Source organism: Nonomuraea sp. NPDC049419, from assembly GCF_040676995.1.
GTDB lineage: Bacteria > Actinomycetota > Actinomycetes > Streptosporangiales > Streptosporangiaceae > Nonomuraea > Nonomuraea salmonea.
This window is the reverse complement of sequence record NZ_JBFAQB010000004.1, coordinates 623,915-637,353: the sequence shown is the minus strand read 5'-3', so window position 1 is coordinate 637,353 and position 13,439 is coordinate 623,915. Positions and strand designations below refer to the sequence as shown.

Here is a 13,439-nt window from a genome sequence, read left to right as displayed (position 1 = left end):
CCGGCGGCGATCAGCCGGCCTCCTCGGGCCACGTGCCGCCCATCTCCTTGGTCAGTCGCTTGCAGACGGCCTTCAACGCCGTGGCCTCCCGGGAGTCCAGCGCCGCCGGCAGCATCCGCTCGGTGCCGACGGCCGCGATCGTGGCGCAGATCCCGGTCGCCGCGAACACCGGCGCCGCGACGACGCAGATGCCGCGGTGGTTGACGTGGCTGCTCATGCCGGCCTGCCGGATCTCCTCGATGCGCCGGCGCGTCTCGGTGCGCTGGGGCTCGGGGAGGCTGCCGGTGAGCCGGTCGGCGTTGAACTGGTCGGGAAGGAAGGCCAGGAAGACCTTGGCCTGCGAGGAGTCCAGCGCGAGCTGCGAGCCCACGCGCACCGTCACCAGGGTGGGGTGCTCGGCCTCCTCCACCAGCGAGACCACCGGCCCTGAGGTGCCCCACAGCGACAGCACGGTGCTGACCTTGATCTCGCGGACCAGCTCGCGCATGTGGGCCGGCGCCATCTGCATGATGCGCTGCCGGCCCAGCGCGAAGCTGCCGAGCTGCAGGATCGACCGTCCTGGACGGACGAGTGCGGAGTCCTCCACCCGCTCCAGCAGGCCGCAGCCGATCATCGAGCTGAAGTAGCGGTGCACCGTGGTCCGGTTGAGGCCGAGCCGGCGGGTGGCCTCCGCGACGGAGAGCTCAGGTGTCTCAGGGCCGAACAGTCCGAGGATCTGCGCGGTCCGGCTCACCGCCTGGATGTCCTGCTCGCGAGCAGTCACCTGTCTGTCGTCCTGGCGCTCCGTCATCGGCCCCCACCCCGTTGCATTGATGTCCGTAGAGAGTTCTCGTGGTTCGCAGTACGGACAGAGGTTATGCACGCCTTCGGGATTGCTGCAAGGTTTTCCAGGTGTTTCGGGTAAGTGTTTCGGTACGCACCCTATTGACAGACCGGATAGCGAACTTTCAGTCTGTGATGCGAACGGTGATGTGAACTTCCGCCGACACCCGGAGACTTCATGACTGACTCCCCCGCCATCATCAAGCTGCTCGACGGCTGCGTCGACCTGCACTGTCATTCCGGCCCGAACCCGTTCCCCCGACGGATCGACCACGCCGAGGCCGGTAAGGACGGCGAGCGGCTCGGCATGCGCGGCGTGCTGGTGAAGTCCCACCACCACAACACGGTCATGGACCTGCTCGCGATGAGCGACCGGCTGTCCACGATCAGGACCCCGGTCTTCGGCGGCATCACCCTGAACAGCATGATCGGCGGCATCAACCCCCAGGCGGTGGCCATGTGCCTGCGCATGGGGGGCAGGGCCGTGTGGTTTCCGACGTTCTCGGCCGGCCGGCACATCGAGTGCCATCCGGAGGGCGTCGGCTTCCCCACGGCCAGCGTCGAGGTGCCGTCGTCCAGGGTCGACATCCACCAGGAGAACGGCGAGCTCATCCCCGAGGTCTACGAGGTGCTCGACCTGGTCAAGGAGACCGGCGCGATGGTGACCGGCGGGCACATGGAGACCGAGTCGATCACCCAGCTGTTCGCCGCGGCCAAGGACAAGGGCGTCACCAGGATGCTGCTCAACCATCCCGACTACGTCATCGGCGCGGACGAGGCGAAGTGCCGCGAGCTCGTCGGCTACGGAGCGTTCGTCGAGCACGAGACCGGCTTCTACGACCCCGAGGGGACCAAGAAGTGGGACCCGAGGCTCCTCCTCGACTGGATCGAGAAGATCGGCCCCGAGCACACCGTGATGGCCTCCGACCTCGGCCAGAAGGACCGGCCGCTGCCGGTGGACTCCTACATCCGCGTCGCGACCGCGCTGCTGGACCTCGGCCTGGACGAGAGGTCGCTGCGGCAGATCTTCTGCGACAACCCGGCCTTCCTGCTCGGCCTGGACGACTGAGCGACCACACCCCTTACGACAGATGAGGACAGACGATGACCACCTTGGCCACCCCACCCGACGTGGAGTTCTCAGACCTCGGTACGGGCGATCCCGACGAGACGACCCCTGCCGGATCGTCGACGTGGTACTTCCGCGGGCACAACTTCGTCCTCGCCTACACGACGCTGGTCGCCGGCGACGTGCTGGATCGCGATGATCAGCCGGACGAGTACGTCGCGATCCTCCCGTACGAGGAGTGCAGCGTCGTCATCCGTGCGGCGCGGGAGTCCGAGTCGGTCTCGGGCAAGGCCGTGGTGATGGTCCCGCCGGGCAGCAGCGCGATCGCCGGCGTCGACGACTGCACCGTCGTACGGCTGTTCAGCTCCCGCTCCGCCGACCTGCTGGACAAGGCGCGCAACCGGGACGCGTACGCCGATCCGCACCCCAACACCAAGCCGTTCGAGCCGTGGCCCGACCCGCCGGAGGGTTACCGCATCCGGGCCTACCGGCTGGCCGACCTGCAGGTGACGCAGGACGCCATCCGCCCGGGCCAGATCGTGCGGTGCAGCACCTTCATGATCAACTTCCTGGCGCCCAGGATCGGCCCGCGCGATCCGGACACCCTCTCGCCGCACGACCACGACGACTTCGAGCAGTGCTCGCTCGCCGTGGAGGGAGAGTACGTCCACCACCTGCGGACCCCGTGGTCCAGGCGGCGCAGCGAGTGGCGCGAGGACCGGCACCTGAAGTGCGGCAGTCCTTCCGTGGCCGTGATCCCGCCGCCCATGATCCACACCAGCGAGGCGGTCGGTCCGGGGACCAACCAGCTGATCGACATCTTCTGCCCGCCGCGTCTGGACTTCTCCCTGACGCCGGGCCGCGTGCTCAACGAAGACACCTACCCCCTCCCCAACCAGTAAGAGGCAGGTTCCATCGTGAAGACCGGACGAGCGGTGAAAGTCGTCAGTGGTGCGGTCGCCGTCTTGTGCGCGGTCGTAACGCTGAGCGCGTGCGGTTCCGGCAGCGGATCCGGGGGCTCGGCCGAGTCCGGCGGCCTGACGCCGGTGACGTTCGCGATGGCGTCCCCGAGCTGGAACGCCGGCTACGCGGTCATGGCCGTCGTCGAGGCCGAGGGCTTCTACGAGCAGGAGGGTCTGAAGGTCACGACCAACCTGTTCCCGTCGGCCACCCAGGCGGCGCAGCAGGTCGCCGGCGGCGGGGCCGACCTCGGCCTCATGACGGTCGAGCCCGTGGCCATCGGCCACGACAAGGACCTGGACCTGGCCTACTTCAGCTCCTACTGGGCGAAGTGGATCTACAGCCTCCAGGTGCCGGACGGTTCGGCCGTGCGGAGCATCGCCGACCTGAAGGGCAAGAAGATCGGCGTCTCCGCGGTCGCGAGCTCCGGCGCGACGTTCGCCCGTACCGCGATGGAGCTCAACGGGCTGGGCCAGAACGGCGCCACGCTGGTGCCGATCGGCGCCGGCGCCCAGCAGATCAACGCCATCAAGAGCGGCCAGGTCGACGCGCTGGCGCTCTGGGACATCCAGTACCAGATCGTCAGGAACGCCGGCGTCACGCTGACGCCGCTTCCCGTCAAGGAAACGGCGGACGCGTGGGGCGGCGGCTTCGCGACGTCCCGCAAGAACCTCGAGGCCAAGAAGGACGTCCTCGAACGGTTCGGCCGTGCGGTGGCGAAGGCGTTCGTCTTCGCCAAGGCCAACCCCGAGGCCGCGATCCGCGACCTGTGGAAGCTCTATCCGGAGACCCGCGGGTCGGAACCGGAGGAGAAGGCGCTGGCCGACGGGGTCAAGGTCCTCGAGGTACGCCTGGACGGGCAGGGCTTCGACGACAAGACGCTGGGCCGGATCGACGAGGCGGCCTTCACCCGTTCGCTCGACTTCATGGCCTCGGCCGGGCTGATCAAGAAGTTCCCGGCGAAGGAGATCTACACCGACGCGATGTTCAAGGCGTTCAACGAGTTCTCCTACGACGAGGTCGTCAAGCAAGCAGAGAGCGCCGGCTGAATGCGGCTGGGGGTCGCGCTCGACCTGAGCTCCCAGGAGCCGGTCCGCCCGCAGGTGGATCGCGCGGTGACGCTGCTCGCCCGCGCGGAGCGGCACGGTTTCGACTCCGCGTGGGTGGGTGAGAGCTATCACGCGGCCGCACAGCCGTTCCACCTTCCGTCCGTCCTGATGGTCCTGGGGCATCTGGCCGGGCGGACGTCCCTGGCGCTGGGGTCGGCGGTGCTGCTCCTGCGCGCGTACAGTCCGGAGAAGCTGGCGTACGAGGCCGCGCTGCTCGACCAGCTGTGCGGCGGGAAACTCACCCTCGGCCTCGGGCTCGGCGGCCCGGAGGTCGCCCACCGGGCCGGGCTGCCCGCCTCAGGCCCGGCCGGCGCGGCCTTCGACGCCACGCTGAAGCTGCTGCGCGACGCCTGGTCCGGCGTCCCGAGTGCCGGCGTGCCGGTGGCGGTCCCGCCTCCGGCGCGGCGCGGCGGGCCGCGGATCCTGGTGGGCGGCAAGGTGGCCGCCTCGGCCCGTCGTGCCGCGACGCTCGCCGACGGCTTCTACGGCGCGACGAACTACTGCGACGACCTGCTGTTCCAGCAGGCGGCCGCCTACTGGTCGGGGCGCGGAGGGACGGCGGGAACGGTCGCCACCACCCGGTTCTGCGTCGTCCACGAGGACGCCGCCACCGCCCGCGAACTCGCCGCGCGCCACCTGAAGGCCGCGACCGGCTACTACACCGAACGGGGCCTGTGGACGGGTGCGGACGGCCCTGCCGAGCTTGAGCTCCCCATGGTGGGCACGCCCGACGACATCGACGCGACGATCGACCGGTACGTACGGGCGGGGGTCACGTCCGTCCAGCTGCGGGTCGCCCCGCTCGGCACGCCGCCGGAGGTCGCCCGCCACACGCTCGACCTCGTCGGGCGGCACGTCCTCCCGCACTGGCACGACACGAACACGAGCTCTGATGGGAAAGACCGACGATGACGAGACGGCTCAAGAGCCTGACCGGCCTGTTCGCAGGAATCCTCATGGTGGCCACGCTGGGCGCATGCGGTGGGGAGGGGGGCGACCCGGCGGGCGGCGCCGGCCTCGACAAAGTCACGTTCGCCCTGAGCGCGCCCAGCTGGAACGCCGGCTACACCACCCTGGTGGTCCCCGAGGCCGAGGGCTACTTCGCGGACGAGGGACTCGACGTCGAGGTCCAGCTGTTCCCCTCCGGCACGCAGTCGGCGCAGCAGCTGGCCGCCGGGGGCGCCGACGTCGCGCTGATGACCGGTGAGCCGGTCGCGATCGGTCACGCCAAGAACCTGGACCTGGCCTACTTCGCGTCGTACTACCCGCACTGGATCTACAGCCTGCAGCTGCCGCAGGGCTCGGCGGTGCGGAGCGTCGCGGACCTGAAGGGCAGGAAGATCGGGGTGACCGCGGTGGCCAGCTCGGGCGGGACGTTCGCCCGTACCGCGATGGAGCTCAACGGGATGGGCGAGAACGCCGCCGGCCTGGTGCCGATCGGCGCCGGCGCCCAGCAGATCAACGCCATCAAGAGCGGCCAGGTCGACGCGCTGGCCCTCTGGGACACCCAGTACGCGATCGTCGAGGACTCCGGGATCCAGCTCACCCCGTTGCCGGTCCCCCAGACCGCCGGCATCTGGGGCGGCGGGTTCGCGGCGACGCGGAAGACGATCGCCGAGCGGAAGGACGTCCTGGAGCGGTTCGGCCGCGCCATCGCGAAGGGCTTCGCCTTCGCCCAGGCCAACCCCGAGGCCGCGATCCGCGACCTGTGGAAGCTCCACCCGGAGACCCGGGGCGGCGGACCGGAGAAGGACGCGATGGCGTCCCAGGTCAAGATCCTCAAGGTACGGCTGGCCGACCAGGGGGTCGAGGACGGCGAGTGGGGCCGGATCGACGCGAAGGCGGCGACCGGGATGGTGGAGTTCATGGCGTCCGCCGGGCTCGTGGACAAGGCGTTCCCTGCCACGGAGATCTACACGACCGACCTGCTCGCCGCCATCAACGACTTCTCCTACGACGACATCCGCAAGCAAGCGAAGGACGCCTCCTGAGATGGGGCAGGAAGTGGAGACGCTCCGATGAGCAGCTCATTCGTGTACGCGTCGGTCAGGACCCCCTTTGGCCGGTTCAACGGAGCCCTGGCCGACACGAGGACCGACGATCTGGCCGCGACCGCGCTGAAGGGACTGCTCGGCCGCTCGCCGGGCCTGGATCCCGGCCTGGTCGGCGACGTGTTCTGGGGCAACGCCAACGGCGCAGGCGAGGACAATCGCAACGTCGGCCGGATGGCCGTGCTGCTGGCCGGCATGCCCGTCTCGGTGACCGCCACCACGGTGAACCGGCTCTGCGGCTCGTCGCTGGACGCCGCCATGATGGCCTCCCGCATGATCGAGGTCGGCGACGCGGAGATCGCGATCGCCGGCGGCGTGGAGTCGATGACACGGGCGCCGTGGGTCCTGCCGAAGCCGTCGCGGCGGTTCCCGGCGGGCGACGTCACCGCCGTCTCCACGACGCTGGGCTGGCGGCTGGTGAACGAGCGCATGCCCGCCGAGTGGACGGTCTCGCTGGGCGAGTGCAACGAGCAGCTGCGGGAGAAGTTCTCGATCTCGCGCGAGCGGCAGGACGAGTTCGGCGCCCGCTCGCACCGCCTCGCGGCGGAGGCGTGGGCGAAGGGCTTCTACGACGACCTCGTGGTGCCCGTCCCCGGCGCCGACCTGACCCAGGACGAGAGCATCCGTCCCGGCACCTCGCTCGAAGCACTGGCGAAGCTGAAGCCGGCGTTCCGGCCCGACGGGACGATCACCGCCGGCAACGCCTCACCGCTGAACGACGGCGCGAGCGCGGTCCTGCTGGGCTCGGCGAGCGCCGCCGCGGCCATCGGCCGTGACCCGGTCGCGCGGATAGCCGGTCGCGGCTGGTCGGCGCTGGAGCCGCAGCAGTTCGGGTACGCCCCCGTCGAGGCCGCCGGCGACGCGCTCGAACGGGCGGGCATCACCTGGGAGGACGTCGGCGCCGTCGAGCTGAACGAGGCGTTCGCCGTCCAGTCGATCGCCTGCGTCGACGCCTGGCTGAAGCTCGGGCTGCGGGACGCCGAGCTCGTCAACGCCAAGGGCGGGGCGATCGCCATCGGGCACCCGCTGGGCGCCTCGGGCGGGCGCATCCTCGGAACCCTCGCGGCGCGGCTCGTGGAGTCCGGCGAACGATGGGGCGTGGCGGCCATCTGCATCGGCGTGGGTCAGGGCCTGGCGGTCGTGCTGGAGAACGTCGCATGACGCTGCTCTGCGCCTCCGCCGACGAGGCGGTCAGCGGCATCGCCGACGGCTCGACGGTGCTGGTCGGCGGCTTCGGCACGGCCGGCCTGCCGGTCGAGCTGATCGACGCGCTGATCCGGCAGGGAGCGCGGGACCTCACCGTCGTGTCGAACAACGCGGGCAACGGGGACACCGGGCTCGCGGCGCTGCTCGCGGCCGGGCGGGTGCGCAAGATCCTGTGCTCGTTCCCCCGGCAGACGGACTCCTGGGTCTTCGACGAGCTGTACCGCGGCGGGAAGATCGAGCTGGAGGTCGTGCCGCAGGGGAACCTGGCCGAGCGCATGCGCGCCGCCGGAGCCGGGATCGGCGGGTTCTACACCCGTACCGGGGTCGGGACCCTCCTCGCGGAGGGCAAGGAGACCCGCGAGATCGACGGCCGGACGTACGTCCTGGAGCTGCCCATCGCCGCCGACGTCGCGCTCATCAGCGCCCACACCGCGGACACCCTCGGGAACCTCGTCTACCGCAAGACGGCGCGCAACTTCGCGCCCGTCATGGCGACGGCCGCGACGACCACCATCGTGCAGGTGAAGCACGTCGTCGAGCCGGGCGCGCTGGACCCTGAGGTCGTGGTCACCCCGGGCATCTACGTCGACCGGATCGTGCGGGTGGCGTCATGATCGCTCAGCACATCGACCGCAGCCCCCTCGGGCGGGACGAGATGGCGCGAGTGCTCGCGCGCGACATCCCCCGCGGGGCGTACGTCAACCTCGGCATCGGCCAGCCCACGACCGTCGGCGACCACCTCCCCCCGGAGTCGGGGGTCATCCTGCACACCGAGAACGGCATGCTCGGCATGGGGCCGGCGGCGACCGGCGACGCGATCGACCCCGACCTGATCAACGCCGGCAAGTTCCCGGTGACCGAGCTGCCCGGCGCCTCGTACTTCCACCACGCCGACTCGTTCGCCATGATGCGAGGCGGCCACCTCGACCTGTGCGTCCTCGGCGCCTACCAGGTCTCGGCAGCAGGCGATCTCGCCAACTGGCACACCGGCGAGCCCGGCGCGATCCCGGCGGTCGGCGGAGCGATGGACCTCGCCGTGGGCGCCAAGCAGGTCTACGTGCTGATGTCGCTGTTCACCAGGGCCGGCGAGCCGAAGCTCGTCAAGGAGTGCACATATCCGCTCACCGCGCTGCGGTGCGTGGACCGGGTCTACACCGACGTCGCCACCTTCGAGATCACCGGGGACGAGGTCCTCGTCCGGGAGACGTGGGGGATCTCGTTCCACGAGCTCCGCTCGCGCCTCGACGTCCCGCTCGCCGCGGCCACACCATGAGGAGGCTGGAGAGTGTCCACTAGGCACCAGTTCTACATCGGGGGCGCGTGGGTCGATCCCGCCGAACCGCGGACCCTGGGCGTCCTCGACCCCGCGACCGAGGAGACGTTCGCGGAGATCAGCCTCGGGACGGCCGAGGACGTCGACCGCGCCGTGGCGGCGGCGCGCGCGGCCTTCGCCACGTACGCGCAGGTCAGCGTGGAGCAACGGCTGGAATACCTCCAGCGGATCATCTCCGGGTTCCGTGCCCGGCTGCCCGAGATCGCCCGGACGATGACGCGCGAGATGGGGGCGCCGATCACGTTCTCGACGGAGCGCCAGGCCACGGTGGCGCTGTTCCACTTCGAGGAGGCGGCCCGCGTGCTCGCGGACTACCGCTTCGAGGAGGAGATGGGCACCGGGATCGTGCGGCGCGAGCCGATCGGCGTCTGCGGCCTCATCACGCCGTGGAACTGGCCGCTCAACCAGGTCGCCTCGAAGGTGGCCCCCGCCCTCGCCACCGGCTGCACCGTGGTCCTCAAGCCGAGCGAGATCGCGCCGCTCAGCGCCATGGTGCTCGCCGAGGTCATCCACGACGCAGGACTGCCGCCCGGCGTGTTCAACCTCGTCAACGGGGACGGCCCCACGGCCGGTGAGGCCATCGCGGCGCACCCCGGCATCGACATGGTCTCGCTCACCGGCTCGACCGGCGCCGGCATCAGGGTCTCCAAGCTCGCGGCCGACACAGTGAAGCGCGTCGCGCTCGAACTCGGCGGCAAGTCGGCCAACATCATCCTGCCCGACGCCGACCTCGCGTCCGCGGTCGTCGCCGGGGTGCACGCGTGCTACACCAACGGCGGCCAGAACTGCCAGTCGCCCACCCGGATGCTCGTGCACCGATCGCAGCGCGACGAGGCGTACGCCGCGGCGCGGCGGGCGGTCGAGGAGGTCCGCCTCGGGGACCCGTTCGATCCTGCCACCACGATGGGGCCCGTGGTGAGCCAGGCCCAGCTGGACAAGATCACCGGGCTCGTGCAGTCGGGGATCGACGAGGGCGCGACGCTCGTGGCCGGCGGCCCGGAGCGTCCCCACGGTCTCGACAAGGGGTTCTACGTCCGCCCGACCGTGTTCGGCGACGTCACGCCGCAGATGCGGATCGCGCGCGAGGAGATCTTCGGGCCCGTGCTGTCGATCCTGCTGTACGAGAGCGAGGACGAGGCCGTCGAGATCGCCAACGACACGCCGTACGGGCTGGCGGGGTTCGTACAGTCGAAGGACCCGGGCCGCGCCCGCAGGGTCGCCAACCGCATCCGCGCGGGCCGCGTCTACCTCAACGGCGCCCCGTTCGACCGCAGCCTGCCGTTCGGCGGCTACAAGCAGTCCGGGAACGGACGCGAGTTCGGGCGGTTCGGCTTCGAGGAGTACCTCGAGGTGAAGGCCGTGCTCGGCTATCCCGAGGGGATGACATGGTGAACGCCGACCGGCCGGCCGGCCTCCTGGACCGCGAGGAGCTCTTCGACCTGGTGCGGCGGGAACGCTTCGCCCGCGACCAGCGGCTCTTCGACGTGATGCGCGACTGCTTCCACGACGACGCCCACGTCAGGACCACCTGGTACGACGGACGCGGCGGCGACGCCTACGTCGAGGCGACGAAGACGTGGATGGCGCGGACCGGCAACAGCAAGCACTGGGTCTTCCCCGCCTACGCGCGAATCGAGGGCGACCGGGCGACCGTCGAGAGCCCGGCCAAGATCTTCAACCGGACCACGGTGGAAGGAGTGGAGGTCGACTTCCACGCCTACTGCCGGTTCTTCTCCCGTGCCGTCCGGGAGGACGGACGGTGGAAGCTGCTGAGCTTCGAGGTCCTGCTGGAACGCGACGAACTGCGGCCCGTCTACGCGGGCGAGCCGCTCCCGGTGGACGCGGCCCAGCTCTCTGGGCTCCGGCCGTCCTACCGGTTCCTCGCCTGGATCCAGTCGACCCGCGGCGTGACGGTCAGCCAGGACCTGCTCGGCGACGACCGTCCGGCCGAACTCGACGCGTTCCACAAGGGCGAGACCGCCTGGCTCCACGGCACGGGATAACGGCCGGCGCCCCGGGCCCCTGGCCGGCTCCAGGGCCCGTGAAGGCACCACTGATCCTGAGGGAACTAGATGTCAGCCTTATGACACCATTCATGCGTGCACCGTACTGACCGGCTCTCCGCGATCCGCGCAGATCCCCGCCGCGCAGATCTCCGCCGCGCAGATCTCCGCCGCGCAGATCTCCGCCGCGCCGGTCCCGGGGGCCGCGTCTCCAGCTGCCGCGATCGTCGCGGTGCGGCGCGCGTTCATGGCCGCGCTTCGCCGGCGTACCGGACCTCGCCATGAGCGCCCGCCACTGGCTCGGCCGGATGGCGGAGGGGTGGAAGAGCGCGAGGAGCCGGCACGGCTGGCTGGATCACACGGCGCGCGCCCTGATCCGCTACGACCAGGTCGACGCCGGCCGGCTGTCGGCCGCTCTCACCTACTACGCCTTCTTCGCCACCTTCGCCCTGGGCCTGCTGGGGTTCGCCATCCTCGGCCGGGTCCTGCACTCGCCCGCGGCGCTGGCCCAGGTGCAGCTCTACCTGAGCGACACCTTCCCGCGCCTGGACGTCCAGGCGCTGCGCGACGCCGGTGACACGGCCGGGCTCGTGGCCTGCGTGGCCCTCCCCCTGACGGGCCTGTTCTGGATGGACACGCTCCGCTCGGCGACCAGGGCGATCTGGCGGCTGGAGGAGTATCCGGGCCGCTTCTTCCTGCGTCAGCTCATCGACCTGGGCATCGTGGCGGGGCTCGGGCTCCTGCTCGCGCTGTCGCTCGCCGTCGCCTTCTCCGCCGAATGGCTGCTGACCTGGGTCGCGGGCCACACCGTGGGCGTGCGGGCCGCCCCTGTCCAGTGGATGCTGCCGGTGGCGGCGTTCGTGCTGGGCATCGGGGTCAACACGGTGCTGGCCATCGCGCTGCTGACCGCGCCGCCACGGCTGCACCTGTCGCCGCGGCGGGTGATCGGGCCTGCGCTGGTCATCACGATCGGCCTGGAGATCCTCAAGACGCTCGGCCAGGCCGTGCTCAACCTCACGGCCGCCAATCCCGCCTACCAGGTGGTCACGGGAGCGGTCGCGATGCTGCTCTTCCTCAAGGTGCTCAACCAGCTCATTCTCTTCGCCACCGCCCTGGTGGCCACCAGCACCACCGGAGACGTCAAGGACCTGGCTGACGGTCGCCGTTCTTGAGCGGCGTCCGGGCGGTGGGCAGGACCTGGGCCAGGTTCATGGCCGCCGGCGATTTCTTTGGCATAGTGTTCGAGGCCGGCTTCGGAGAGTGAGAATCGCACCCACAATGGGCCGTCCCCATACAGTGCGGTCGCGACTCCCAGGCAGATGAGCGGCATCGGCATCCAGTGGAGTAATCGCGTGGCCGTCAGCGCGTGTCTGGCTTCCCACGTCGCCGCGATGAGGCGGATGAGCCAGATCAGGATCAGCGCGGTCCAGGCGAGGAGCATGAAGATGATGGTCTCGGAATACCACTTGGAAACGCTGGTGCCGTAAAAGCTGATCAGTGCCACGGCCGATACCACGGTGAGGAATCTCCAGCCGGGTGGTCTGTCGATTTTCACCCGGTCACCTTAGCTTTTGGGGCGATGAGTTTCCGCCGTACCGGAGGTCTCACTTCACGAACGCTCGGTGAAGGAGAACCGGTGGAAGCGGACGTGTGGGCGATGGTGCATGTCGAGCGGGCGGCGATGATCGATGATCTCGCGCGGCTCGATGATGCGCAGTGGGAGGAGCCGTCCCTTTGTGCGGGGTGGACGGTGCATGATGTGGTCGCTCATCTGGTCGACACGGCTCGGGCGACGCGGCTCGGGTTCGTGGCGGGGCTCGTACGGGCGCGGTTCGATTTTCATCGGCTCAATGCGCTGGGTGTGGAGCGGGAGCGCGGGAGGTCGCCTCGGGAGACGTTGGAGCGGCTGCGGGAGGTGGCGTCACGGCGGTCGACGCCTCCCGCGCCGCTCGACAGCCGGCTCGTCGAAGAGGTCGTCCACGGTGAGGACATCCGCCGGCCGCTCGGGGTCGTGCGGTCCTATCCGCAGGAGGTCGTGGTCAGGTCGATGCGGTTGCAGGCTCGTACGCCGGCGGCCTTCGGCGGGGCCAAGGAACTGGTGGCCGGGGTCCGGCTGACGGCGACGGATGCCGACCTGTCGATCGGGGACGGGCCGGAGGTGCGCGGGAGCGCGCTTTCGCTGCTCCTGGCCATCTCGGGGCGGCGGGTGGCGCTGGGCGATCTTGACGGGCCGGGGACCGCCACGCTGATGAGGGCCGCATGACCCACGCCGTCAGTCGAGCAAGAACTGCAACTATTCGCCGGAAAAGCGCATAAATTACATAAGATCACGCTACTGTGCGGCAGATCATGGCAACCGCACCAGGAGTCACAAGCTTCATGCCCGACGTAGCCACCCCGATCGCCCGTCCGCGCCGTCAGCTCCGGCTCCCGCTCATCTCCGCCGCGGTCGCCGCGTCCGTGGCGGGAGGTGTCCTCGTCGGGGGCGCTCCTGCGACGGCGCAGACCGCCGCCCGGTCGTCCGCTGCGCAGGCCGCCTCGTTCTCTCTGGCGTACGTACGGGTCGCCGGCGCGTCCAGGATCAACCAGGACGGCGTCACGTGTTACTCCGGCCCGGTGAGCTTCGGCATCGCGCTGGAAGGGCCCAAGCCGAAAGCCAAGTTCTCGTACCGGTGGATCGTGGACGGCAAGGTCTTCGAGAAGGGCACCCGGCGCCTGCCGTCGTACGGCAAGGGTGACTACTTCGGCACCAAGAAGCAGGTCACCATGGGCCTCGGCACCACGCACAAGGTCGTCTTCAAACTCACCTCGCCGAAGAAGCTGTCGAAGTCCATCAAATGGGTGATGTGCTGACCCGTCAGAGCCTGCAGCGGCAGCCGGACCAGC

At 70.0% G+C, this 13,439-nt stretch carries 16 protein-coding genes; 15 read left to right on the top strand and 1 reads right to left on the bottom strand.

The genetic code is table 11. The features are described from left to right. Positions 1-10 precede the first annotated feature (10 nt). On the bottom strand, positions 11-790 hold the full coding sequence (locus AB0K12_RS17035) for a helix-turn-helix domain-containing protein (RefSeq protein ID WP_364561342.1): 780 nt from the start codon (positions 788-790) through the stop codon (positions 11-13). 210 nt (positions 791-1,000) lie between these two features. Between AB0K12_RS17035 and AB0K12_RS17030 the strand changes: the two genes are divergently transcribed. From AB0K12_RS17030 to AB0K12_RS16960, 15 genes are all read left to right on the top strand, one after another. Next, on the top strand, positions 1,001-1,891 hold the full coding sequence (locus AB0K12_RS17030; RefSeq protein ID WP_364561340.1) for a DUF6282 family protein: 891 nt from the start codon (positions 1,001-1,003) through the stop codon (positions 1,889-1,891). 35 nt (positions 1,892-1,926) lie between these two features. Next, positions 1,927-2,793 (top strand): hypothetical protein, encoded by an 867-nt coding sequence (locus AB0K12_RS17025; protein WP_364561338.1) that lies wholly within the window; start codon positions 1,927-1,929, stop codon positions 2,791-2,793. Positions 2,794-2,808: 15 nt separating this feature from the next. Continuing rightward, positions 2,809-3,900 (top strand): ABC transporter substrate-binding protein, encoded by a 1,092-nt coding sequence (locus tag AB0K12_RS17020; RefSeq protein ID WP_364561335.1) that lies wholly within the window; start codon positions 2,809-2,811, stop codon positions 3,898-3,900. Further along, positions 3,901-4,872 (top strand): LLM class flavin-dependent oxidoreductase, encoded by a 972-nt coding sequence (locus AB0K12_RS17015; protein WP_364561333.1) that lies wholly within the window; start codon positions 3,901-3,903, stop codon positions 4,870-4,872. It abuts the gene before it with no gap. Then, positions 4,869-5,951, top strand: coding sequence for an ABC transporter substrate-binding protein (locus AB0K12_RS17010; RefSeq protein ID WP_364561330.1), 1,083 nt, complete (start codon positions 4,869-4,871; stop codon positions 5,949-5,951). Before AB0K12_RS17015 ends, AB0K12_RS17010 begins: the two co-directional genes overlap by 4 nt. A gap of 27 nt (positions 5,952-5,978) precedes the next feature. Beyond that, on the top strand, positions 5,979-7,172 hold the full coding sequence (locus AB0K12_RS17005; RefSeq protein ID WP_364561327.1) for a thiolase family protein: 1,194 nt from the start codon (positions 5,979-5,981) through the stop codon (positions 7,170-7,172). Next, complete coding sequence (locus AB0K12_RS17000; protein WP_364561324.1) at positions 7,169-7,831, top strand: 3-oxoacid CoA-transferase subunit A; 663 nt, start codon at positions 7,169-7,171, stop codon at positions 7,829-7,831. The genes AB0K12_RS17005 and AB0K12_RS17000 overlap by 4 nt, the downstream gene beginning before the upstream one ends. Continuing rightward, positions 7,828-8,490 carry a 3-oxoacid CoA-transferase subunit B gene (locus AB0K12_RS16995; RefSeq protein WP_364561322.1) on the top strand — a complete coding sequence of 221 codons (663 nt, stop codon included), beginning with the start codon at positions 7,828-7,830 and terminating at the stop codon, positions 8,488-8,490. Before AB0K12_RS17000 ends, AB0K12_RS16995 begins: the two co-directional genes overlap by 4 nt. 12 nt (positions 8,491-8,502) lie before the next feature. Further along, positions 8,503-9,942, top strand: coding sequence for an aldehyde dehydrogenase family protein (locus AB0K12_RS16990; protein WP_364561319.1), 1,440 nt, complete (start codon positions 8,503-8,505; stop codon positions 9,940-9,942). Then, entirely contained in the window at positions 9,936-10,553 is a 618-nt protein-coding gene (locus AB0K12_RS16985; protein ID WP_364561317.1) for a nuclear transport factor 2 family protein, read from the top strand. The genes AB0K12_RS16990 and AB0K12_RS16985 overlap by 7 nt, the downstream gene beginning before the upstream one ends. A 96-nt stretch (positions 10,554-10,649) precedes the next feature. After that, the gene (locus AB0K12_RS16980; protein ID WP_364561314.1) at positions 10,650-10,838 is read left to right on the top strand and encodes a pentapeptide repeat-containing protein; all 189 of its coding nucleotides are present in this window, start codon (positions 10,650-10,652) and stop codon (positions 10,836-10,838) included. Continuing rightward, positions 10,835-11,725 (top strand): YihY/virulence factor BrkB family protein, encoded by an 891-nt coding sequence (locus AB0K12_RS16975; RefSeq protein WP_364561311.1) that lies wholly within the window; start codon positions 10,835-10,837, stop codon positions 11,723-11,725. Before AB0K12_RS16980 ends, AB0K12_RS16975 begins: the two co-directional genes overlap by 4 nt. Before the next feature lie 147 nt (positions 11,726-11,872). Continuing rightward, on the top strand, positions 11,873-12,040 hold the full coding sequence (locus AB0K12_RS16970; RefSeq protein ID WP_364561308.1) for a hypothetical protein: 168 nt from the start codon (positions 11,873-11,875) through the stop codon (positions 12,038-12,040). Between the two features lie 92 nt (positions 12,041-12,132). Further along, positions 12,133-12,816: a maleylpyruvate isomerase family mycothiol-dependent enzyme gene (locus AB0K12_RS16965; RefSeq protein WP_364561305.1), complete on the top strand. Its 684-nt coding sequence runs from the start codon at positions 12,133-12,135 to the stop codon at positions 12,814-12,816. A 116-nt stretch (positions 12,817-12,932) separates the two neighbouring features. Next, the gene (locus tag AB0K12_RS16960; RefSeq protein ID WP_364561302.1) at positions 12,933-13,406 is read left to right on the top strand and encodes a hypothetical protein; all 474 of its coding nucleotides are present in this window, start codon (positions 12,933-12,935) and stop codon (positions 13,404-13,406) included. The last annotated feature ends 33 nt before the right edge of the window (positions 13,407-13,439 follow it).

Bases quoted from the DNA above. Each gene is read 5' to 3' on its own strand.
- AB0K12_RS16970 (WP_364561308.1), top strand. From the start codon at position 11,873: ATGAGCGGCATCGGCATCCAGTGGAGTAATCGCGTGGCCGTCAGCGCG.
- AB0K12_RS17000 (WP_364561324.1), top strand. From the start codon at position 7,169: ATGACGCTGCTCTGCGCCTCCGCCGACGAGGCGGTCAGCGGCATCGCC.
- AB0K12_RS16985 (WP_364561317.1), top strand. From the start codon at position 9,936: ATGGTGAACGCCGACCGGCCGGCCGGCCTCCTGGACCGCGAGGAGCTC.
- AB0K12_RS16960 (WP_364561302.1), top strand. From the start codon at position 12,933: ATGCCCGACGTAGCCACCCCGATCGCCCGTCCGCGCCGTCAGCTCCGG.
- AB0K12_RS17030 (WP_364561340.1), top strand. From the start codon at position 1,001: ATGACTGACTCCCCCGCCATCATCAAGCTGCTCGACGGCTGCGTCGAC.
- AB0K12_RS17025 (WP_364561338.1), top strand. From the start codon at position 1,927: ATGACCACCTTGGCCACCCCACCCGACGTGGAGTTCTCAGACCTCGGT.
- AB0K12_RS17035 (WP_364561342.1), bottom strand. From the start codon at position 790: ATGACGGAGCGCCAGGACGACAGACAGGTGACTGCTCGCGAGCAGGAC.
- AB0K12_RS17005 (WP_364561327.1), top strand. From the start codon at position 5,979: ATGAGCAGCTCATTCGTGTACGCGTCGGTCAGGACCCCCTTTGGCCGG.
- AB0K12_RS17010 (WP_364561330.1), top strand. From the start codon at position 4,869: ATGACGAGACGGCTCAAGAGCCTGACCGGCCTGTTCGCAGGAATCCTC.
- AB0K12_RS16995 (WP_364561322.1), top strand. From the start codon at position 7,828: ATGATCGCTCAGCACATCGACCGCAGCCCCCTCGGGCGGGACGAGATG.
- AB0K12_RS16965 (WP_364561305.1), top strand. From the start codon at position 12,133: ATGAGTTTCCGCCGTACCGGAGGTCTCACTTCACGAACGCTCGGTGAA.
- AB0K12_RS17015 (WP_364561333.1), top strand. From the start codon at position 3,901: ATGCGGCTGGGGGTCGCGCTCGACCTGAGCTCCCAGGAGCCGGTCCGC.
- AB0K12_RS16975 (WP_364561311.1), top strand. From the start codon at position 10,835: ATGAGCGCCCGCCACTGGCTCGGCCGGATGGCGGAGGGGTGGAAGAGC.